This window comes from Winogradskyella sp. R77965 (assembly GCF_044594915.1).
Lineage (GTDB): Bacteria > Bacteroidota > Bacteroidia > Flavobacteriales > Flavobacteriaceae > Winogradskyella.
Genome location: NZ_CP138990.1, coordinates 3,776,448 through 3,799,791, shown reverse-complemented (window position 1 = coordinate 3,799,791; position 23,344 = coordinate 3,776,448). Strand labels below are relative to the sequence as shown.

The window sequence follows — 23,344 nt, the reverse complement described above, 5'->3', positions numbered from 1 at the left end:
TTTACAGGTGCAAATATAACTTAATTATCTCTATTTTCTTTACAGGAAAATCTTCAACTTTTGTTAATTCTTCTAAAGATTTAAAGCCATCTCTGAGTGTCCGTTCTTCAATAATATTGTTGGCAACTTCGTAATCTATATATTGAATTGTTACCAACTCATCTCTTGTTGCTGTATTAAGATTAAACTTTGTTATCGCTCTTGGTGTTTTAACCGTGAAATCATTTTTAATGCGCTCAATAACTTCAGGAGCTAAGCCCCAAATTTCAGAAATCTCTGCATCTGCAATAAAACCACCTTTAAATTTATTTCGATACTTAATGATACGTTCAGAAAGCTTTTCACCCACTCCATAGACTTTTTGTAATTGTGCAGCTGAAGCTTTATTTAAATCTATTTTTTGAGCATACGTCTTTGGATTAGTATTGTTTGAATAATTACCATTATACGAATTTGTTTTTGGCTTTGGGTTTGTTACCCAATCTGGAAATTTAAAGTATGGTGAAATTTTATTTAACACTGAATCTGAAACTTTGGTAATCTGTTGAAATTCCTTTGCTGAGTTCACCCATTTATTAGTCGCTCTAAATTGGTGAAGTCTATCAATTTCTTCGTTAGACATTCCTAAAGTATACCCTTTATAATCTGTTATATAATTTGGGTTAAAAGGATAAATTTTAGGTTTAGAATTTTCTAGCTCAACTACCCTTAAAGAATCCAATTCAGCTCTAAAAGTTTCAATCTGTTTTGTATCTGAGGGTAATTCATCTTTTGAAAAATCAACAAAAGCATATACACATTGAACAAGAACTATAATTAGTATTAATAAAAAAATCCCACTTCGTTGTTTATTGGAAAACTGGAAGTGGGATTTCATATTGTATAATCTATTTTATGCTTTAGCCTTATTTTCTTTTATAGCATCGAGGTACCTCATCAATTGTTTTTTAACAATTGGAAATAGAAAGAATAAACCAACCATATTAGGAAAAATCATCGCAAATATCATTGCATCAGAGAACTTCCATATTGAGCCCATACTTGCAGCTGCTCCAATTACTACAAAAATTAAGAATAATATTTTATAAACCATGTCTGCTGTCTTACCTCTTCCGAATAAGAATTTCCAGGACTGTAAACCATAGTATGACCATGAAATCATAGTAGAAACAGCAAACAATACAACAGCAACAGTTAAGAATATATTAGAATAAGGAATATATTCTGCAAATGCTTTAGAAGTTATGCCAGCTCCTTCATACCCAACACCATCAATAAAAACGACACCTGATCCATCACCACCATATTCGAAGAAACCTCCGAAATTAAAAATCACAATAACTAAAGCAGTCATTGTACAAATTAATACCGTATCGATAAACGGTTCTAATAATGCAACTAAGCCTTCTGATGCAGAGTATTTTGTTTTTACTGCTGAGTGTGCGATTGATGCAGAACCTGCACCAGCTTCATTTGAAAAAGCTGCTCTTTGAAATCCAACTAACAAAACACCTATCAATCCACCAACTCCAAATGCTGTTGGATTAAAAGCTTCTTTAACTATTAAACCTACAGCATCATCAATTAGACTAAAATTACTTAGGATGATGTACAAACATGCCGCTACATACATAACAGCCATAAATGGTACAACTTTCTCAGTCACTTGAGCTATACGTCTAATTCCTCCAATAATTATAATTCCAACTAAAACTGCTAAAACTAAACCAACAATTGCACCAGCAGCTGTACTTTCCCAATTAAATAACTCTTTAATAACGATTGTTGCCTGATTAGATTGAGCGGCATTACCTCCACCAAAAGAACCACCTATACAGAATACGGCAAAAATTGCAGCAGCAACCTTGCCTAGTGTTTTAAACCCTTTAGACTTTAAACCTTTACTTATATAATACATTGGACCACCATACACTACACCGTCTTCACCAACATCTCTAAATTGTACACCTAAAGTACATTCCACAAATTTTGTTGACATACCAAGTAATCCACAAACAATCATCCAAAATGTTGCTCCAGGTCCACCTAAAGCAATAGCTAAAGCTACACCTGCAATATTACCATTACCAACGGTACCTGAAACGGCTGTAGCTAAAGCCTGAAAATGACTTACTTCACCCTCTTCACTCTCGTCTCTTATCGTCTCTATCGAATCACCACCTGGTGTTACATCACCATATGCTGGTTCTACTACAGCATGATCTATATCGTCATACTTTCCTCTAACTACATTTATTGCTTTACCAAAAAATCTAATATTTGGAAATTTAAAGTAGAGCGTAAAAAATAATGCACTACCAACTAATAAAACTAAAACAAATGGAATTTCCATTGTTTCACTTTTATATATTGGAAAGAAAATTGCATCAAAGAATCCATCCGCTACTGGCTGAAATGCTTCGTCAATTTTTTGATCAAGTCCTTGTTCTGCCTCTTGAGCAAAGTTGAATAATGGTAATATTAATGCAATAATTGATAGAAGATATTTCTTCATGAGTGTAGTTATTAGTTAGTTTTTGGTTTGAAAGGGACAAGATGCTAAAAAAAAATGAGTTTTTAAAGTTAGTAACGTTAAAATGGGTTCGGAACCTAGCCAATATCATACTCAGAATTTAGCTTATGAATTTGTTCTGGTCGCCCTAGTACAATAATTTTTGATCCAGGAACCAATTTTGTTTCTGCTTCAGGATTAACCAAGTATTCTCCATTTTCATCCTTAAATCCAATGACAGAGCAGCCTGTTTTTTTTCTCAGATCTAACTCTCTAATAGTCTTAACTACTTTGGTATCATACAATTGTTCTACTTTAACTTCTTCTACATTAATATTACGTTCTCCAACTATTCCCAAATTATCGATAAACTCTATTAAATCTGGAATTACAACTAAAGACGCCATATGATCACCACCAATCCTGTCTGGTAAAATCACATTATTTGCACCAGCTAACTTTAGCTTATTATATGAAGTTTCTTGGGACGCTCTGCTAATAATTGTCATTTTCTTATTAATCTGTCTTGCAGATAGTACTACAAACAAATTATCGGCATCACTTGGTAAAGCCGAAATTAATGTATTCGCTTTTTCAATACCTGCTTCATAAAGTGTTTCATCTTCATTTGCGTTTCCACATACAAAAGGAATATCATCGTCTTGGAATCTTTCAATAATCTCTTTGTCTCGCTCTATAATTACAAATGGCTTTTTGTATGCCAATAGTTTTTTGGCGGCTTGCTTTCCATTACGTCCAAATCCACAAATGATGATGTGATTAGACATGGCATCAATTTTCTTCTGCATTTTTCGTTGTTTTATATCTTCAAAATTACTTCTACTTAATATATATTCTGTGATTATGGATATGGCATAACCCACAATAACTACACTAGCTAATATTAAAAAAATTGTAAAGACTTTAGATGGTGTATCTAACGGATTTACTTCAGCGAAACCTACAGTGGTAACTGTTATGACAGTCATGTATAAGGCATCTACAAATGTATACCCTGAGACGAACATGTAACCTAAAACTCCTACACACAACAGTAATACAAGCATAACTATTGCTGCGTAAATCTTAGATCTATAAAGTCTTAAAAGCGGATTATTCATACTATAAATCGAAAACCGAAGAGCGCTTGGTGTATATAATATCCTTTATTCGCATCCAAAATGCTAAAAACAAATATAGTGCAAAACCAAAACCTACAGTTACAAATGTGAGATACATAAATGATGTTCTTACAATTTTAGCTCTAATGCCCAAACGATCTGCGATACGTTGACAAACGTAGTAACCTCGTTTTTGAAAATATAGTAAAAGCGTGTAGAACAAATTCATCTATTAATAACTATTGTTTTTTAATCGTTAGATGGCATTCGGCAATTAATCTTTGGGTTAAAATTAACTTAATGTACCATGGCTCATTTCATGATGCAATTTACTTATTTTTTAACTATCAAGCTATTGCCTACTGCACATTGTAAGCATTTATTTTTATCACAATAATTTTGTTTCAATTGCAAAAGCGCCTGAGATGATAGTGCTTGCTTTTTAATCGGCTTTAAATCTAAAAATTTAGTAACGATGCTATTCTTCTCAACACTTAATTGTTTTATAAAATTAAATATATGATCTTCAATAGTTTTACCTTGAGATTTAGCATAGCTGAATTGTAAAGGAATTATGGTATTTATAATCAATAAATCTATGAACGATTTAGATAATGCTTTTTTAGAAGCCTTTGATGATTTTGAAAACGTAAAATGAGATTTCCAGAACTCAGATGTTTCTATATTGAATGTTTTATAAACCTCTTCTTTAGAAGTAGAGGTAATAACCTCGGAGAATAAATTAATGCGTCTATGGTATAGGTTTGCTAATTGAGATAATCGGATAGTTGGGAAATTTGGTGGTCGTAACCTAAAAAACTGCATTGGTAATACTCCTTGATTATTCAGTTTAAATTTTTGTTTTAAAAATTGATATTTTTCTTGAAGCTTTAAATAATATACTTCTTGCACATCGTCCTTGAGTAAACCTGCTTGACCAAAAAATAAAGCTTCCAAAGCTAAAGTATCATTTTGTAGTTTTCTTACTATTGAAAAATCGAACGAATTGGCCAAACTTAAAAAAGGTTCTCCATTAACTTTAAGTCCAAAATTCTTAGTCAGCATTTTAAACAAAACGGCTTCCCAATTGTTGTTAGAGGCTTTTAACAATTCAAGAATATCCTCAGATTTTCGCTCTAAACGTTCAATATAGAGACGTTCTAACCAATTATTCAATAGAAAATCATCAACCTCAGAGAAACTAGCTTCACAATTAATCCAAGATTTGGATGACATCAGTTTTTGATAATTATCAATCAATCCCTTATCGATGTAATGTTTTAATTCTAAAGTTGAAATTTCAGTATTATCCTTTCTAAAGATTTCGGTATCATGCTCCCAAACAACGTGAAGGATTACATTATCGTATGCTTTATCAATCTCATGATTATGCACATACCAATCCGAAGATTTTATATGTATCTCAACGTTACCTGCCCATAACTGACCATCAATATTTAATTGAGCATTAAAAAAATCTGGACCAGCATTATGATTATGTTGGCCAAGTTGACTGATAGTTACGGATTCTCCTTTTGTTGTTTTTAAATTAAAAGCGTCAAACGCTTTGTGTTTCCATATATAATGAAGGAAGTCTTCTTGCATGCTTCTAAAATAGAAATCTTAGTTTATAAAGTCATTAAATTTTCTAAAAAATACGTAGTTCTACGTACAAAAGTGTATCTAAATTATATTTAACTTGCTAACAGACAATTTTCTAACCAAAATCGATAGATCATGAGGTACTATGCAATTAAAAACGATTTTCAAAAACCTATAGAACGTAAACGCGTTATTGGCAGATTAGTTAATCTTAAAAAAGATCTAGATGAAAAAATACCTGACAAAGAATTTAATGAAAACGTACTAATTGCCACTTGGAATATACGTGATTTTGACTCTAACCAATACGGTTATGGTCCGCGTACCAAAGAAGCCTTTTATTATATGTCTGAAATTATTTCGAGCTTCGATTTAGTGGCTATACAAGAGGTTAACGAAGATTTATTTCCTTTTAACAAACTTATGTATGTAATGGGAGAACACTGGGATTATATAATGACTGATGTTACCGAAGGACATTCTGGCAATGGTGAGCGCATGGCCTATATCTATGATACAAGGCGTGTTTCTTTCGAAAAAATTGCTGGTGAAATTGTTCTCACTCCTAGTAATCTTATTAATGGTGAAAAGCAGTTTGCGCGCACTCCATTTTTAGTTGCTTTTCAATCAGGCTGGTTTAAATTTAAACTCTGTACAGTGCATATTTATTTTGGTTCGGACTCAGGCGCAAAGCTTCAACAACGAATAAAAGAAATAGATACAATAGCCAAGAATTTAAAGAAACGTGCCAAGCGTTATAAAGAAAATCTTATTCTATTAGGTGATTTCAATATTTTTAGTCCTGAACATAAGACGATGAAAGCTCTTAAAAAGCATGGCTTTAAAATTCCAAAAGGTATAGAAGATCACCCTTCTAATATGTATAAAACCAAGCACTACGATCAAATTGCTTTTATGGAAAAAAAGGGTGAGGTTATTCATGGAAAAAAATCAAATAGTGCTGGCTGTTACGATTATTACCGCAAAGTATTTACCACACGTCAGTTTGGTGATTATAAAGCTGTAGTTTTAAAAAATTTAAAGGAAAAACTTAAAGGACAACAAGCAAAATTTGCTGCAGAAAGCGATATAGAAAAGAAAGCTAAGATTAAAAAATCTATAGATAAATTTAAAGCCATTATAGCAAGTGACGCTAAACAAAAAGACTATTATAAAAAAGAATGGCGCACATTTCAGCTCAGTGATCACTTACCAATGTGGACTGAATTAAAAATTAATTTCAGTTTGAGTTATTTGGATAAGATTAAGAGTGAGTGATAAATCAATTGTTCAACTAAGTTTGTAATAGTAAATAAAAAATCCTGATGCATATCAGGATTTTATTTTATATAATTTAGATTCTTGCGTTCGCAAGAATTTACTAAATATAACCCATCTCACGCATCCAATCGTCATTAAACATTTTACCAACGTATCGGCTGCCATGGTCGTGATATAATACTACCACAACATCTTCGGGCTTAAAATGTGCTTTTAATTGCAATACACCTTTGATCGCAGCACCAGCAGAATTTCCTAAAAACATACCTTCGTCTTTAGCTAATTTTTGAGTATACACTGCTGCGTCTTTATCCGTTACTTTGGTAAAACCATCAATGATACTAAAGTCTACATTTTCTGGTAAAATGTCTTCACCAATACCTTCGGTAACGTATGGATAGATTTCGTTTTCATCGAACACTCCTGTTTCGTGATATTTTTTAAACACAGAACCATAGGTATCTACTCCCCAAACTTTAATATTTGGGTTTTGCTCTTTTAAATATTTACCAACGCCAGAAGATAGTTCCACCAGTACCAACACCTACTACAAAATGGGTGACTTTACCATTAGTCTGTTTCCAGATTTCTGGACCTGTACTTTGGTAATGTGCTTTCGTATTACTTGGATTATCATATTGGTTAACATACCAAGAATTTGGTGTTTCTTCGCCTAAGCGTTTAGATACAGAATAATAACTACGAGGATCTGTTGGCTCTACGTCTGTTGGACAAACTACAACCTCAGCACCAACAGCTCTAAGAATATCCATCTTTTCCTTAGATTGTTTATCACTAATTACAAATATACATTTGTAGCCTTTTACTATTGCAGCTAATGCTAATCCCATTCCAGTATTTCCTGAAGTCCCTTCAATAATGGTTCCTCCTGGTTTTAGCCTTCCGTCTGCTTCTGCATCTTCAATCATCTGCAAAGCCATTCGGTCTTTTACCGAATTTCCTGGGTTAAAAGTTTCGTATTTAGCAAGCACTAAACAAGGTAAATCTTCCACTAGTTTGTTCATTTTTACTAATGGTGTATTTCCTATTGTATCTAATATATTTTCTGCGTAGTCCATAGTTCTATTTTGCGGTGCAAAAATAAGTGAAAAGTTAAAAAGTATATAGTTAAAAGTTAGTTATGTTTTTGATGACCTGCCATCAATCAAAACGAATTGCTTTAACTGGTGAAATTTTGGAAATAATAATTGACGGAATTAATAACATGAGTAAGCAAGCTATAAAGGTGCCGAAGTTTAATAATAGAATATAATCCCAACTGATATAGACCGGAGCTTCACTAACGTAATAAGTGTCTGGATTTAGAGGAAACAACTTGAAATACTTCTGAGCAAATAATAAACCTAAACCTATAATATTTCCCCAAAGTAAACCTAGCCCAATTAAATAGGATGCGTTATAGAGGAACACTTTTCTAATTGTCCAGTTAGAACTGCCAAGGGCTTTAAGAATACCAATCATACTGGTACGCTCTAAAATTAAAACTAACAGCGCTGTAATCATATTGATACCAGCTACTAATATCATAATAGTAATAATACCATAGGTGTTATTATCAAAAATTTTAATCCACTCGAAAATCGTATAATACTTTCTAGTAATTGAGGTGGCATTTAACTTTGAGCCCGTATTTTTATAAACTTGCTGACTTACAGTGTCAATTTCAGAAAAGTCTTCTATAAAAACTTCGAAATTACCAATTTGGTCAGCTTCCCATCTATTGAGCCTTCTAATATGTCTTAAATCCGCAATGCAAAATTTTTCGTCTAATTCTTGAAAACCAGAATTATAAATTCCAACAATTTCAAAATTCATAATGCGAGGCAATTTTTCCAAGTTATCACCGAATAAGGTTTGAAATTTGTCTCCCACTTTAAACCCTAAACGATTCGCTAAGTATTTAGAAATTAAGATGTTTTCGTTTCGTTTTTGAGTAAAATCTGGTAAACGACCTTCAACTAAAAACTCTTTAAAATAGTCCCAGTTATAATCTGCGCCTACTCCTTTAATGACAACACCTTCAAAATCCGTTTCGGTTCTTATAACAGCAAATTTCTTAGCAACGGCTTGTACATGTTTTATACCTTCGACGTTCTTAAATTTGGGATAAAAATCTTGATTTATTGTGATTGGAACTTGCGATTCGTCTGACGCATTAGTATCAAAATTAGTGATTTCGATATGACCATTAAAGGCAACAACTTTATCTCTAATTTTTTGTTGAAGACCAAAACCTGTAGCAATAGCAATAAGCATTACGATAATACCAATAGCAATTGCAGCAATACCAATTTTAATTATTGGTGCCGAAACACTACTTTTATACGTTTTATTGCCAATTATACGTTTAGCTATAAACAACTCAAAATTCAAACCGATATATGTGTTTTAAGGTTTTCAAAAATACAGTTTTATTCTTAGTCTTAATATGCATTTCCTGTGGAAATAAAGTGAAGCAAGAAGATGTAGGTTCTAAGCTAAATGAGCAACCACCAAATGAGCTATTGCATCAAGTATTGAATGATAAATCAATTATAGTTGGCGCAAATAGAACAGAAGCGTATTTACCTTTATTACAGGGCAAACGCGTCGGTGTCCTAGCTAATCAAACTTCTGTAATATTTAGAGATAAAAAACGGAAAGCTACTTTTCTAAACTACAATCACATTATTGATTCGTTAATTTCATTAAATATTAATATCAAAAAAGTATTTGCTCCAGAACATGGGTTTAGAGGTACTGCAGATGCTGGCGAATTGGTTAAGGATGGCAAAGACACAAAAACGGGTTTACATATTAACTCGCTGCATGGTAAACATAAAAAACCAACAAAAGCAAAGCTTAAAAATATAGATGTTATGGTTTTTGACATTCAAGATGTTGGTGTTCGGTTCTATACATATATATCAACACTGCACTATGTTATGGAAGCCTGTGCAGAACAAAATATTCCGCTTATAATTTTGGATCGTCCTAATCCTAATGGCAATTATATTGATGGACCTGTTTTAGAAAAAAAACATAGTAGCTTTTTGGGTATGCATCCTATTCCGCTAGTACATGGCATGACTTTAGGTGAATACGCAAAAATGATAAATGGAGAGGCCTGGCTTAATGATGGTGTAACCTGTGACATTACTATTATAGAATTAGAAAATTACTCCCATGAATCATTTTACACTTTACCTATAAGGCCATCACCAAATTTACCAAACGACCAATCAATAATATTATATCCTAGTTTAGGTTTATTTGAAGGTACAGACATTAATGCTGGTAGAGGTACTGAGTTTCAGTTTCAACGCTATGGAGCGCCTTTTTTAGATAAAGCTTATTATAAATTTAATTATACACCTGTTGCTAATTTTGGTGCAAAATATCCAAAGCACAAAAATAAAATCTGTTATGGTACAGATTTATCTAAAATTGAAGCAGAAAGACGTTTTACTCTAAATTATATTATGGATGCTTACAACCATGCGACAGATAAATCTAAAGTTTTTAATACTTACAACTTCACTGTTCATGCTGGCACTGAAAAATTACAAAAACAAATAGAAGCTGGTTTAACGGAAACTGAAATTAGAGCAACTTGGCAAGATGACTTGGAGGCTTATAAAAAAATGCGAAGTAAGTATTTAATTTATGATTAATCTTTAATTATTAGGGTACACCTCCTTTTCTGGTTCTACGGCAACAAGGTCTTCAGCTACAATTTCTTCAGGATTCTTAATTGGTATTTCCTTAAGTATTTTAACCACAAATACAATTCGCATTGGAGATTGTACAGCAACAAAAACATGTTTTCCTTTGGTTAATTTATTTAAAGGAAGCCTATAAGACGTTGTATCGACACGGAAATCTAATTCCCTACCATAATCTTTATTTATAGAATATAAGTAGTTGATTTTTTTATCACTTCTTAGAATTAAGGTGTCTTTGGTTTTATTTAATTGATGAACTAAACCTTTAGCTTGAATATTTCTATTTTTTTCGAGTTTAGCATATTGCTCTTGAGCCTGAAGTGTAAAGCTTAATAAAAACAGGAGGATGACGACAAGACAGATGCGGATTAAATTTTTCAAATAAAAAAAACCATTAAGTTAAACATGATTGTGTTTAAGCCCAACAGTAATTAATTAATCCGAAGTGAACTTAGGTTGTTTTAAATTAATAGTAGTAAGAACATCTACCAACTACAAAAAAATTAGAGGAATTACCAATTTTTGTTAATAAGTCTGTTAACAACTCTATTTTTTGAGGATTTCGATAAGTCTATTTGGGTAATCCGTAATGATGCCATCGACTTGCCATGATATCATTTGTTCCATGTCCTGTTTTTTGTTGACTGTCCATGGAATAATCTCAAAACCCTGAGCCTGATATTCTTCAACAAGTTGTCCAAAGATTAGCTTATAATAAGGACTTATAATCTCTGGTTTATAAGACATCTGATTTAGTTTAGTTGAAATACCTTCATCTTCATCAACTAACAATGCTACTCTCATTTTAGGTGATTGCTTTTTTATCTCTTCAAGAATAGCTAAATCGAAAGATTGCAAATTCACACGATTAAACATCCTATATTTTTCTATTTCATCCAAAACTAACTTAACATAAACGTCTGGTTGAGGAGTATAGACATCATAGTAGTCTGGTTCTGATTTTATTTCGATATTAAATTTAACATCGGAATCTTTGGATTTCACCAATTGAAAAACTTCGGATAATAACGGCTTGTATGTTTTTATATTTTCTTGATTTGGATAGATTGGATGAAATTTTGAACCACAATCAAAATGTTTAATCTCATCATAATTCATTTTATAAAGATTATAGCTCATTCCCAAAGAATCTGAAATTTCTTTACCATTTGGAGTATGGCAAATCACAGGATTCATATAAGGTTCATGAGAAACAACTACTTGATTATCTTTAGAAATGGCAATATCCAATTCTAAAGTATGTACACCTAAATCAATAGCTTTCTCAAAAGCTGGTAGTGAATTTTCTGGTAGTAAACCACGACAACCTCTATGCCCTTGTATGTCAATTTGTTTTTCGGAATTACAGCCCATAAAAAGTACTATTAAAACAACAAAGACGTTATTTTTCAACATCTGCAGAAAGTGTAGGTTTTTCATATTTCTGAAAAGGTTGTTTCAACAAATCTTTAATGTTACTATTTTTCGCTTCATCTGGAAACACATCTACTCCATAAACCAATTTCTCTCTATCTAAATACATATAGGTTCCAAAAATGCGATCCCAAATACTGAAGATATTTCCATAATTAGAATCTGTATATGGTAATCTGTAGTGATGATGTGTCTTATGCATATCTGGTGACACAATGAAATAACTCAAAGCCTTATCTAAGTCCTTAGGAATTTTAATATTTGCGTGCGTAAATTGTGTAAAAACTAAGGACATAGCTTGGTACAACATCACAATAGCAATCGGAGTTCCAACAACAAAAACACCAAGAAGTGTAAACGAAAATCGAATAAGGCTTTCTATTGGATGATGTCTATTAGCTGTAGTAGTATCAACCTTGTGATCTGTGTGATGAACCAGGTGTACCATCCAAAGTGGTTTTACTTTATGTTCAACAAAATGCGCTAAATAGGCGCCAAAAAAGTCAAGTAACAAGACTCCCAATAGAGCATATAACCAAAGTGGCATCTGTGGTAACCAATTAATAATTCCGAAATCATTGGTCTGTACCCAATCTGAAGTACCCAAAAGTAGAAATGCCAGCGCAAAATTGATAATTATAGTCGTTAATGTAAAAAAGAGATTGGGTAAGGCATGTTTCCACTTTTTGTATTTAAATTTAAATAATGGTAAACCGCCTTCTAACAACCAGAAAAAAGCCAGACCACCAACTAAAATTATACTTCTGTGTGAAGAAGGGATAGTTTCAAAATAGTTAATAATAGTTTCCAATTCGCTTAAGAATTTAAGTTTATAAACATGTCTGCTCTTTTCAAATTTACTACAGAAACTTTAGGTTTCCACACTTCTATATTTTTTTCATCCTTTAAAATGGCATATGCAGTGTAGTATAAAAAAGTGACAAATCCTTTATTGTTGTTTTCAACAAGTTCTGCATCCATTTTTTTTAATTGTCTTAATACCTTTTTTGGACGCTTTAAAATTAGATATTCTTGGATTTTTAAAAGTTCGCATCTTTGCTTTAAAATTGCTTTATCACTCAAATCTTCAACCTCTAATAAAGCCATAGCTTCTTTTAAGTAAATGTTAGACAAATTTATAATTTCTAATCTTATTTTTTCGTTTACATACAATGAAAAATCTAAGTATTTGGAAGCCAGATAATATGCTGAATAAAAATTTTTATCTTTTTTATAACCTGCTAACTCTAATTCTAAAAATTTAGTATTCATAGAATACTTCTTAATCAATTTGGTAATATTAGGAAACTCTTCAAAATAACCAGATACATTTAATATATTACCAGCAACGTCCATAATTTTTATAGAATCATCATTAAATTTATCAATGTAAATCTGACTTCTTTTTCCCTTTATTTCTAAATACAGATCAGCATATTGATTTTCTTTGACTATAACGGGTATAAAGTGCTCCCAAATAAGAGGGCTTACTGTTTCATCTTCAAAAAGATTATCGATTAAAATTGTTCTACCCTTATCATCTTTTACTAAAACTGGATATTGATATTTGGTTGTTTCCTCCCAAACCATTAATACCATTTTATTTTGAACCGATGCTAATTTTTGCGCTATGTCTAAATTGGTCATCCATGCTTGCGAAAAAGATAGATTAACAGCAAATAAGATAAATACAAGTTTAATTAATAGGTTTTTCATTACATTTTTTTAATCTGTTACATATCAATAATTATTCCGAAAACTATTTTATAAATTAATTCTTCTTTTCATTTCTTCAACAATATTGTATGCTGCAGGACAAATAGCAACATTTTTCATCGTTAAACTAGATATTTGCTGAAACTTTTTATGATCCGTATGCGGAAATTCTCTACACGCCTTTGGTCGCACATCATATATAGAACAATAATTATCAGCACCTAAAAATGAACAAGGTACAGATTGCAACACATAATCATTCTCATCATCTACTCGTAAGTACGTTTCAATAAATGTCTGTGCTTTCATTTTGAAGGACTTTGCAATACGTTGAATATCTTTATCTGTAAATAGTGGTCCTGTGGTTTTGCAACAATTTGCACACTCTAAACAATCGGTACGCCGAAATTCTTCCTCGTGCAACTCTTGCATTAAATAATCTAACTGCTTTGGCGGCTTCTTTTTTAACTTCGTAAAAAAGGTTTTGTTTTCCTTATGCTTATCTTTGGCCAGCTTTGGAAGATTATTAATTTGGTCTTGCATAATGTAAAAATAATGATTTTAATGAGATGCTGAAAAGGGTTCAGTACAACAAAAAAACACTTCTGTTTTCATAGGGAAAATATATGAAAGATATCTTCGGAAAAGCATTACTAGATTATCAAAATGGAAACTATTCTGAAGACCTTATCACTTGGACCAATATTTCAGAGGAAGATGAATTGCCGCTTCCCTATCTATTTAGAGACTACTCTGAAATGCCGAAGCTTGAACAAAAAGCACTACAATTAGCCAGAGGTAACGTTCTAGACGTTGGTTGTGGAGCAGGAAATCATTCACTTTGGTTGCAAGAAAAGGGCTTTAATATTAAAGCTATTGATAACTCCAAAGGTGCAATTGAAGTTTGCAAAAAACGCGGCATTTTAAACCCTGAATTAAAACCTCTACATGAAGAAACAGAAGAAGTATGATACCATTTTATTACTTATGAATGGTACTGGAATTTTTCAGGAATTGTCTCAAGTATCTAAATATCTAAAGCATTTAAAATCCCTTTTAAATCCAAATGGACAAATCTTAATTGATTCATCTGATATTTCTTATATGTATGAAGATGATGACGGAGGCACGTGGATTGACATTAATAGCCGATACTCAGGAGAACTAGATTATTATCTCAGCTACAAGGGTGAAAAAGAAGATCCGATGAAATGGTTGTATCTCGATTTTGAAACTCTAAAAACGGCTTGTGCAACTATTGGGTTAAAGTGTAAAAGGGTTATGGATGGCGAGCATTTTGATTATTTGGCACGTATATCTCAATAGAGTTGTCATTCCGCATTTGATGCGGGATCTAGGCTGAGAGCCCGAATCAAGTTCAGGAAGACAAAACGATGAGATTCCTGCTTTTGCAGGAATTGCTTACTGGACCTCACCACCAACTACAGTCTTCAAAACTTTAATATTAGGAATCTCGCCAGCATCAACTTTCATAATATCTTTATCTAATATGATAAAATCGGCAAACTTCCCTACTTCGATACTTCCTTTTTCATTTTCTTCAAAATTAGAATAAGCTGCCCAAATCGTCATTCCTTTTAAGGTTTCTTCTCTTGTCAATCCATTCTCCATTTGAAAACCGCCTTCAGGAAACTTCTCTAAATCTTGTCTAGCTACAGCAGCATAAAACGTTAAAAACGGACTAACGCGCTCCACAGGAAAATCGGTTCCTAAAGCCACTTTTCCATAAGCCTCTAATAATTGTTTGTAGGCATATGCTCCTTTTATTCGTTCCTCACCAACACGATCTTTTGCCCAATACATATCGCTTGTAGCATGTGTTGGTTGTATAGACGGCATAACATTTTTGTATAAATCGAAATCTTCTGGTGATACAATTTGTGCATGCTCCACTCTCCAACGTCTATCATTCTTCCCTTTTAAAACCTTATTATAAGTTTGCAAAACTGCATGATTTGCCGAATCTCCGATAGCATGTGTGTTCATTTGATAGTCTGAGTTTGCAATACGCTCAGCAGATCTATTGAGCGTTTCTAAATCGGTAACCAATAAACCTAAGTGACCCGGTTTGTCAGAATATGGTTCTCTAAGCATTGCTCCTCTAGAACCTAAAGCACCATCTGCATAAAACTTAAAGGAACGCACATTCAGACGATCAGTCTTAATGATACCCTTATCTAAAAAATAATCTAGATTTTTTTCAGAGTGAGATACCATCGCATACACTCGCATTTTTAAGTCACCAGATTTTTGTAGACTATCGATGATTTCAATTGATTCTTGCCCCAAACCTGCATCGTCAACTGTTGTTAAGCCTAAATCAAAACATATTTTTTGAGCAGCTAATAATGCTTCTACATTATCTTTTCGTGAAGGTTCTGGCCAGTGATTCATTACTAGCATTTCAGCATTATCAATTAAAACACCTGTGAGTTCTCCATTTTCAACAACCACTTCTCCACCATCTATTTTGCTGTTTACAGTGACCTTTCCTAAATCTAAAGCGGCTTGATTACATAGTATGGCATGACCATCAATTCGTGTTAAAGCAATAGGTGTTTTTGGAAATAATTTATCTAATAGCTTCTTGTTCGGAAACTTTTTTTCTTCCCAATCATTCTGATCCCAACCTCTTCCTAAAATAAATTCATTTTTTCTTTCCTTCTGAAAATCTAGTACGCGTTTCACCACTTCTTCAAAACTTTTTGTCCCAAATAAATCTACGGCTTGTTGATTAAACCCTAAGCCCAAAAAGTGGCAATGCGCATCAATGAATCCTGGCACAATGGTTTTACCTTCAGCATTAATCGTGTCTAATGATTTATAATTGCTCTCAATATCATTTTGACTTCCAACACTAATAATTTTGCCTTCGCTAATGGCAAATGCTTCGGCTTTACTAAAACTATCATCAACAGTATAAATATTAGCGTTGGTAAGAATTAAGTCTACTTCTTCTTTGTCTTTTTGGCAAGAGAAGATGATTAGTAGTGGCAGGATTAAGAAAAGCTTTTTCATTTGGTTTAAATTTTAAATAGGAGGTCTTAGCTGTGCTCGACCAGATAGAATTGTTAGTTATTGTAAAAATAAGAAAAGCGTTCCGAATCTGGAACGCTTTTAAATTGTATGTCGAAAGAAACAGATTGCTTCTCCCGATAGTTATCGGGATCGCAATGACGAAAAATCAATAAGATCCTAAAACTGGTTCAGGATTATAATAAATGTCAAAAATCAAATTGATACGTTGCACCAGCTAAAAACTGAATCCCTTGTACTAGGAAATTTGTCCACCTATTATAATCTTGATTAGCGATATTATTCACTTTACCAAAAACAGAAAGTTGGTCATTAATTTTATAGCCTACATGTGCATTAGCATCAAAATAACTATCTAAAGTCACTGAAATTGGTGCGGAATTTATTAATGTTCCTGAAATAGAACTTTGATCTTTACGCTCACCAACAAAATACAAGCTTGCGCCAGCAAACCATTGTTCAGAAATTTGATAATCTAAAAATACCGATCCTGTAACATCTGGTAAATTCCATGCCTCCGCTTGCCTATCAACATTGTAATTAAAGTATTCTCCTTTAATACCTAAAGTGAAATTTCTGTTCACATCAATATTTAATTCTCCTGAAACCGAAAACGTCGTTACGTCATCGTAAACGATTCCAAAAGAATTTCCGTATTGATATTCTTCCTCTGGTGCTTCTACAATGTCATTGCCTTTATATAAAGCCTTACCTTTTTCTGAATAATAATTTCCTTTAATGTTATAGCTCACATTATTAGATAATTTACCTTTTAATCCCACAAAACCACTAAATTGTTGGTCTGTTGGTGCAATCAACAATGTTGGTGAAACAAATGGATTTTCGTTAGCGAAATCATAATATGAATTCTGAATTAAATCACCTTTAATACCTCCATAAGCAATCAATATTTCGTCTACTAAACGATATGACGCCTCTATGTTAGGATAAATAAAGAACTTGTTATTGCTGAACTCAGTATCATTAAGAAATACCAATTTTATACCCAAATCTATAGTTAAATCATCTTCAGTCATTTGATAAGATGGTGCCAAACCAAAAGTAACGTTACCATACCTTAATTCATCTTCTGTATTGTAATTTCTATCAAAACTTCCACCTATGTAATCGATTGAAAATTCGGTATTAATAGTTTCATCTTGTATTGGCACGTCAAAACTTGCCTTTGCTACAAAACGATTTTCACCTGAATCTTGATTATCACCAAATCGTCTAAAACGCACACTACCATCTTTAATAAGAGCATCATCGAATTTTAGTTTCCCACCGACATAAAAACTATTGAAGGAATGACCAGGGTCAATCATGCCGATCTGTTCATTAGTATAAAAATCTTCCGGAAGCCCATACCAATTGTATGATTGCAACTCAAAACCGCCATCAACTTTCCATGAAAAATCTCTAAGCTTTTGTGAATAATGAACATTTAAATCCGTTTTTGAAAAATTATCATCTAAAAGCAAACTGTCAATTCCGCCAGCAGAGGAATGATGACTAAAATAACCACCAACATTTTCACCACTACTCAACTCGTGGTTAAGATACACTTCGCCTAAAATTGTAGTGTAAGTTCCAACACCAAGTGATGCGTAATTATCATATAATTTCACATATTTGGCCTTATCTACTTTTGCTGCTTTTCCTTTTGCTGGAGTAAATGTAGATGCTACAGGAATTGAAAAAATATTGTATTTCACTTCTTTTTTCTTTACAGCGTTAGAATCCGTTAACTTTGGTGTATCCTTTATTTTGAACGCATCAGAAATCGTTGGTTTATATGGTTTTACTACATTAACAACCTGATCATCTATAGTATCTTTTGTGCGTTCTTGTGCATTAATGAACAAGAAACTACTTGATATGCTAATTATAAAAATTAAAAACTTGATTTTCATATTTAATATTTTGATTAAAATATTTGACGATTTATGAGATCCCTTTTTTCAAGAAATTTAGTTGTCGTCTGTTTCGATTGATGAATTTGTTTTTGCTTCCTCTGCTTTTATTTTATTCAGTTCTGCTTTTGCTTCTCGTACCACATCTTCAAAATCTGGAAAGTTAGAAATCACGCTTTCTAAAATGTATGTGGCCTGAAATGCATCACCTAAAGCATAAAAGTTCTTTGCCATAACCACTAAGCCTTTAGCGCTATAATATTTATAACTACTATAGTCTTTGGCTAATTTCTGAATCGTAGTGTTAGATGCTCTATACTTTCCTTCTTTATTTTTAAAGTAACCATTGTAGAAAAGCGCCTCAGCGGCTACGCTACCTGTTGCAATTCTCTCTAAATCTGCGTAGGCACTTTTTGCTTTTGTTTCATTACCAGTTTTAATGGCTGACCTTGCTATAATAATCTTAGCATCACTTTTTACTTTATTATCTAAGTTCGAATTGGTCAGCACTTTCTCAGCATAAGACTCTGCTTTAGAATAATCTTCAGTTTGGTAAAAGGCATTCATTAAATTAGATTGCGCATAGATGACATTCTGTGGATAATCTGCTTCTACTTCCAAGTCTTTTAATATAGGAATAGCTTTAGACCAGTCAGAATTATTTAAATAAATCTCACATAGTTTTACAGTCGCCTGTTCTGTATATTCACTTTTAGAAGCATCAACTACATATTTAAAATGTGGTTGTGCATTCTCAAACAGATCTTTTTTGTAATACATCTGTGCTAAATAGAAATGCGATTTTAAGGCGTGTATTCCTCTTGGAAATTGATTGAGATACTTATTAAATTGACGAATTGCATTATCCGTGTCGTTATCTAAATAAGGCTTCTCAGCAGCCAGATACATTGTATTATCTAACTCTACATCAGTAACCTCAACATAATCCAAAGTTCTTATCCAAGCTGCATATTCGTCAACTTTCCCTAAATCAATATAGATTAATCTTGCAGTAGAAACAGCTTGCACGGCTTCGCCTGAACCTGGGAAATCTTTTGCTACTTTTTTGAACTTGTTCAGTGCGCGTTCGTTATCATCTCCATTATAGTATACCAATCCTTGACGCAATAAGGCTTTAGATGTAAAAGCGCTTCGTTTGTATTCAGAATTTAACCTGTCATACATTTGCATGGCTTTATCTGTATCATTTGATTTTACATAAGAATTTGCCAATTCATACATAGCATCATCCCGTAAAGCTGATTTAGGATAACCTTCTATAAATGATTTTAATTCGGAAACCTTAGCGGAACTCTTACCCAAATATCCATTACTCATTGCGGTTTGAAATACTGCATAATCAGTTTCGATTTCGTTAATTTGGGTAGCCTTTTTATAAGCACTAATCGCATTTTGATATTTACTAGATACAAAATATCCATCCCCTAATCTTAAGTAAGCATCATTGCGACGTAACCTGTCACTAGAATTCTTATCGATAAACTTCTGAAAATAGTTTGAAGCACTATTATAATCTTTTAACTTAAAATACGTGTATGCCAAGTTATAATCTAGATTATCGTTTTCCGGTAAGCCTGAAGATTCTGTTAATCCGTTGAACTGTTTAAACCCAATTAAAGCATCATTATAATTAGTTAAGTTGTATTCTGTTTCTGCTTTCCAAAATGTCGCTTTAGCCACAAAAATTGGGTCTCTTGGTTCTTTTAATGAGCTATTGAATAAATCTAATGCCTCACTATATCTTGTTTCGTTATATAGTTCAATACCTCTAAAAAAGGCTACTTTTTGGTACGCGACTTTATTCTCAAAGCTATTTTTTCCTTTTAAAAGCTCTAGCGCTTCTTCGTAGTTTTTTGATGTGATATAAGAATCAATTAATAGGGTTTCAATTTCTTCTCTATAAGCTGTTTCAGGGTAGTTATCTAAATAACCTGCCAGCACTTGTGGTACCGATTGATATGGATTACCAATCTCGTAACTAATCTTTGCATAGTTTAACCAAGCATCTTCCTGAATTTTAGCATCATAATCCATTTGAGATGCATTTCTAAAGGCGTTTAAGGCTTCTTGTTTCTTATCTAAATTGATATAACTTTCTCCTAAATGGTAATAGGCATTTTGAGCCACAGAATTATTACCATCAATAATTTTGTTGAATTCTGAAATAGCAGCATCAAAATCGTTTTGCTTGTAATGAGCATAACCTAATTGATAGTAGTCTGTATTATTCCATTTACCACGCTTCCCTTGGTATGCTTTCAAATAAGGAATAGCTTCAGCATACTTTTGAAGGTTGAAATAACTTTCCCCAATAATTTTAGATAACTCAGACTCTTCTACACCTCTGCTTTTTGGTAATTGCTCTTCAGCAAGTTCGATAGCTTTTTCAAACTTACCTAATTTAAAATTTAAGTCGGCTTGATAATATGATAGCTTCTCTTTATACTTTTCGTTGTCACTTACTTGATCAAAGTATTCATTGGCAGTATCATAATCGTCACCTTCATAAGCCATATAACCAATATAATATTTAGCTTGTGAGCCATATTCCTTAGAATTTACAACGCGATTTAAATACTTTGTCGCCTGCTTTTCACTTTTAGTTGAATACAAACTATAGCCATAATTAAAATTGAATCGCTCTCTTTCTGCACGCGCAATACTTCGCTCTTCTACTTTCGCATACCATTTCCGTGCATAAGCGTATTTTGAATTTTCAAAATAATAATCAGCTACGTCTAAAAAAGCGGTATTTCGCTTTGTACTTGTTGGATATTCTTCAACAAATTCCGCGATTAAATCGTCGGCATTGTTCTGGTTTAATCGTACTGCGCAATTAGCAATATAATAAGCACAATCTGACTTTATGGTGACATCATCTGTATTATATTTTATATCGTCAAACAGCGACTGAGCTGCTTTATATTGTTTGTTGTTGTATAAGGTTAATGCTTTCTGATAATCTTGTAAATCACTAGTATAAACTGCAGACTTTTGCGCCATACCAAATGATGAAACTATAAGAAAAACGATGAGTACTTGTCTTTTTAAAAATAGCATTAGCTTCGCTTTTTGATTACTTTAATGATGATTCAAATATAATTCAATACCAAATCTATAACGTTAGAAATTGTGTATAATTATAAACGGACTTATTAAATATAATATTCAATTGTTATGCCAAAAATTTGTAAATCTTAAGTATTAGATTCATAAGTTTAACGATATTTAGTTTAAAATAATACTTTTACCTAGATCTAAAGATGAGTTTTATTCCATGAAACGATTAATTAACTTAGATGATTTTATAGAGACATACACCAAACTGAAGCAAAGAGGTTTAGGTTTTATTTCTTCTAAGCTAAATTCCGATACTAAAGAACGTGCAAAAACAGCTTTTAAACATAAAAATATTCAAGCTTCTAATTGGTGGATTATTCCAAAAGTAAATGAACGATGGCACCAGCTTATTACTAGAGATAAAAACTTAGGTATTGAAGAATTTACAGTACATCAGTTTTTAAAAGATATACAAAACCTAAAAATGCTTTCCTTAGGGAGTGGTGAATGCTCTTCTGAGCTTTTGTTTGCTGAACACTCAAATTTTGAAACTATTCTATGCACAGATATTGCAGAAAAGCGCCTAAATATTGCGAAACAAATCGCAGAAGAAAAAGGGTTAAACAATATCAGATTTCAGATTCAAGATGCTAATAAACTTGCGGAAGTTGAAGACCAATTCGATATTATATACTTTTAAAGCCTCATTGCATCATTTTAGACATATTGAGGCTTTGTTAGCAAATCAAATTAAGCCACTTCTTAAGAATGACGGATTTCTCATTATTGACGAATTTGTTGGTCCTACACGACTACAATTTCCTAAGCATCAAATAAAAGCTATAAATGAAGCGTTTCAGCTCATACCAAAACCCTTCAGAAAACGTTATAAGCTCAACTTATACAAAAACAAAGTCTATGGACCTGGATTAGCAAGAATGATATTAGCAGATCCATCTGAATGTGTGGATTCAGTTAGTATAATACCTGCAATTCACAAACACTATTCAACGGTTTATGAAGTTAGCTATGGAGGCAATATTCTTACACTAACACTAAAAGATATAGCGCATCATTTTATTGAGCTGAACGATGAAAAAGAAAAGATTCTGAATCAATTGTTTGATTTTGAAGATAAATATTTGAAAAACCAACCAAGTGACCATATCTTTGGGATATATAAACCTAATGCTACTTAAATTTTCTATTTAATATATGTCGGATACAATTTTACAACTAAAAAATGCCATGATATATCAAGGTGAAAACCTTGTCCTTTCTAATGTAAATGTTGAAATGCAAAAAGGTGATTTTGTATACCTCATAGGTAAGACTGGAAGTGGAAAAAGTAGTTTTATGAAAACACTTTATGGTGATTTAGAATTGAATGAAGGAGAAGGTTCTGTAGTTGATTTTAATCTTAGAACGATGAAAGAAAAGGATATTCCGTTTTTAAGACGAAAGTTGGGTATTGTATTTCAGGATTTTAAATTGTTACCAGATCGTACGATCAATGGCAATTTAGAGTTTGTATTAAAAGCAACTGGTTGGAAAGAAAAAGATAGAATTAAAGATCAAATAGATATGGTTTTAGATAAAGTTGCTATGAAAACCAAAGGTTTTAAATATCCACACGAGCTTTCTGGTGGAGAGCAACAGCGAATTGCCATTGCTAGAGCTTTATTAAATGACCCGGAACTTATTTTAGCAGATGAGCCTACTGGAAATCTCGATCCGCAAACTAGTATTGAAGTAATGGAAGTACTCCAAGACATCAATAAAAATGGTAATACTATTTTAATGGCAACACATGATTATGCATTGTTATTAAAATATCCTAGCAAAACCTTAAAGTGCGATGAGAATAAGGTATTTGAAGTGGTACAACGTAAAAATTAA

19 protein-coding genes and 2 pseudogenes are annotated in these 23,344 nt (G+C 32.5%); 6 read left to right on the top strand and 15 right to left on the bottom strand.

All coding sequences use genetic code 11. The features are described from left to right. Position 1: 1 nt before the first annotated feature. The 5 genes from SJY34_RS16795 to SJY34_RS16775 form a co-directional block, all read right to left on the bottom strand. Positions 2 to 877 carry a ComEA family DNA-binding protein gene (locus SJY34_RS16795; protein WP_400077681.1) on the bottom strand — a complete coding sequence of 292 codons (876 nt, stop codon included), beginning with the start codon at positions 875 to 877 and terminating at the stop codon, positions 2 to 4. Between the two features lie 15 nt (positions 878 to 892). Continuing rightward, positions 893 to 2,515: an alanine/glycine:cation symporter family protein gene (locus tag SJY34_RS16790; protein ID WP_400077679.1), complete on the bottom strand. Its 1,623-nt coding sequence runs from the start codon at positions 2,513 to 2,515 to the stop codon at positions 893 to 895. 95 nt (positions 2,516 to 2,610) lie between these two features. After that, positions 2,611 to 3,633 (bottom strand): potassium channel family protein, encoded by a 1,023-nt coding sequence (locus SJY34_RS16785; protein ID WP_400077677.1) that lies wholly within the window; start codon positions 3,631 to 3,633, stop codon positions 2,611 to 2,613. A gap of 1 nt (position 3,634) precedes the next feature. After that, positions 3,635 to 3,862: a PspC domain-containing protein gene (locus SJY34_RS16780; RefSeq protein WP_185788490.1), complete on the bottom strand. Its 228-nt coding sequence runs from the start codon at positions 3,860 to 3,862 to the stop codon at positions 3,635 to 3,637. 104 nt (positions 3,863 to 3,966) lie between these two features. After that, complete coding sequence (locus SJY34_RS16775) at positions 3,967 to 5,238, bottom strand: DUF2851 family protein (RefSeq protein WP_400077675.1); 1,272 nt, start codon at positions 5,236 to 5,238, stop codon at positions 3,967 to 3,969. Positions 5,239 to 5,370: 132 nt separating this feature from the next. Between SJY34_RS16775 and SJY34_RS16770 the strand changes: the two genes are divergently transcribed. Continuing rightward, positions 5,371 to 6,513, top strand: a complete 1,143-nt coding sequence (locus SJY34_RS16770) for an endonuclease/exonuclease/phosphatase family protein (protein WP_400077673.1) — start codon at positions 5,371 to 5,373, stop codon at positions 6,511 to 6,513. 103 nt (positions 6,514 to 6,616) lie between these two features. Here the strand turns inward: SJY34_RS16770 and SJY34_RS16765 are convergent. Beyond that, positions 6,617 to 7,595, bottom strand: a pseudogene (locus tag SJY34_RS16765) (PLP-dependent cysteine synthase family protein). Positions 7,596 to 7,677: 82 nt separating this feature from the next. Then, complete coding sequence (locus SJY34_RS16760; protein WP_400077671.1) at positions 7,678 to 8,910, bottom strand: ABC transporter permease; 1,233 nt, start codon at positions 8,908 to 8,910, stop codon at positions 7,678 to 7,680. 8 nt (positions 8,911 to 8,918) lie between these two features. On the opposite strand from SJY34_RS16760, the gene SJY34_RS16755 reads away from it, so the two are divergent. Next, positions 8,919 to 10,190 (top strand): exo-beta-N-acetylmuramidase NamZ domain-containing protein, encoded by a 1,272-nt coding sequence (locus SJY34_RS16755; RefSeq protein ID WP_400077670.1) that lies wholly within the window; start codon positions 8,919 to 8,921, stop codon positions 10,188 to 10,190. 3 nt (positions 10,191 to 10,193) lie between these two features. On the opposite strand, the gene SJY34_RS16750 is transcribed toward SJY34_RS16755, so the two are convergent. From SJY34_RS16750 to SJY34_RS16730, 5 genes are all read right to left on the bottom strand, one after another. Beyond that, positions 10,194 to 10,622, bottom strand: coding sequence for a hypothetical protein (locus SJY34_RS16750; RefSeq protein ID WP_400077668.1), 429 nt, complete (start codon positions 10,620 to 10,622; stop codon positions 10,194 to 10,196). A gap of 165 nt (positions 10,623 to 10,787) precedes the next feature. Next, positions 10,788 to 11,681: a glycerophosphodiester phosphodiesterase gene (locus SJY34_RS16745; protein ID WP_400077666.1), complete on the bottom strand. Its 894-nt coding sequence runs from the start codon at positions 11,679 to 11,681 to the stop codon at positions 10,788 to 10,790. Further along, the gene (locus SJY34_RS16740) at positions 11,644 to 12,486 is read right to left on the bottom strand and encodes a sterol desaturase family protein (protein WP_400077664.1); all 843 of its coding nucleotides are present in this window, start codon (positions 12,484 to 12,486) and stop codon (positions 11,644 to 11,646) included. Before SJY34_RS16740 ends, SJY34_RS16745 begins: the two co-directional genes overlap by 38 nt. A gap of 5 nt (positions 12,487 to 12,491) precedes the next feature. Then, the gene (locus tag SJY34_RS16735) at positions 12,492 to 13,391 is read right to left on the bottom strand and encodes a hypothetical protein (RefSeq protein ID WP_400077662.1); all 900 of its coding nucleotides are present in this window, start codon (positions 13,389 to 13,391) and stop codon (positions 12,492 to 12,494) included. A gap of 48 nt (positions 13,392 to 13,439) precedes the next feature. Further along, on the bottom strand, positions 13,440 to 13,934 hold the full coding sequence (locus tag SJY34_RS16730) for a YkgJ family cysteine cluster protein (protein ID WP_400077660.1): 495 nt from the start codon (positions 13,932 to 13,934) through the stop codon (positions 13,440 to 13,442). Between the two features lie 83 nt (positions 13,935 to 14,017). On the opposite strand from SJY34_RS16730, the pseudogene SJY34_RS16725 reads away from it, so the two are divergent. Then, a pseudogene (locus SJY34_RS16725) lies at positions 14,018 to 14,717 on the top strand (class I SAM-dependent methyltransferase). 96 nt (positions 14,718 to 14,813) lie between these two features. On the opposite strand, the gene SJY34_RS16720 reads toward SJY34_RS16725, so the two are convergent. From SJY34_RS16720 to SJY34_RS16710, 3 genes are all read right to left on the bottom strand, one after another. After that, positions 14,814 to 16,430: an amidohydrolase gene (locus SJY34_RS16720; RefSeq protein ID WP_400077658.1), complete on the bottom strand. Its 1,617-nt coding sequence runs from the start codon at positions 16,428 to 16,430 to the stop codon at positions 14,814 to 14,816. Between the two features lie 206 nt (positions 16,431 to 16,636). Continuing rightward, the gene (locus SJY34_RS16715) at positions 16,637 to 18,364 is read right to left on the bottom strand and encodes a TonB-dependent receptor (protein WP_400077656.1); all 1,728 of its coding nucleotides are present in this window, start codon (positions 18,362 to 18,364) and stop codon (positions 16,637 to 16,639) included. A 57-nt stretch (positions 18,365 to 18,421) separates the two neighbouring features. Then, the gene (locus SJY34_RS16710; RefSeq protein ID WP_400077654.1) at positions 18,422 to 21,445 is read right to left on the bottom strand and encodes a tetratricopeptide repeat protein; all 3,024 of its coding nucleotides are present in this window, start codon (positions 21,443 to 21,445) and stop codon (positions 18,422 to 18,424) included. Between the two features lie 217 nt (positions 21,446 to 21,662). Between SJY34_RS16710 and SJY34_RS16705 the strand changes: the two genes are divergently transcribed. From SJY34_RS16705 to SJY34_RS16695, 3 genes are read left to right on the top strand one after another with little or no spacing between them, the layout of a single operon-like run. Next, a complete protein-coding gene (locus SJY34_RS16705) occupies positions 21,663 to 22,145 on the top strand; it encodes a class I SAM-dependent methyltransferase (protein ID WP_400077653.1) in 483 nt (160 codons plus the stop codon). Continuing rightward, positions 22,114 to 22,644, top strand: coding sequence for a hypothetical protein (locus tag SJY34_RS16700; RefSeq protein ID WP_400077651.1), 531 nt, complete (start codon positions 22,114 to 22,116; stop codon positions 22,642 to 22,644). Before SJY34_RS16705 ends, SJY34_RS16700 begins: the two co-directional genes overlap by 32 nt. 16 nt (positions 22,645 to 22,660) lie before the next feature. After that, positions 22,661 to 23,344, top strand: coding sequence for a cell division ATP-binding protein FtsE (locus SJY34_RS16695; protein WP_299118667.1), 684 nt, complete (start codon positions 22,661 to 22,663; stop codon positions 23,342 to 23,344).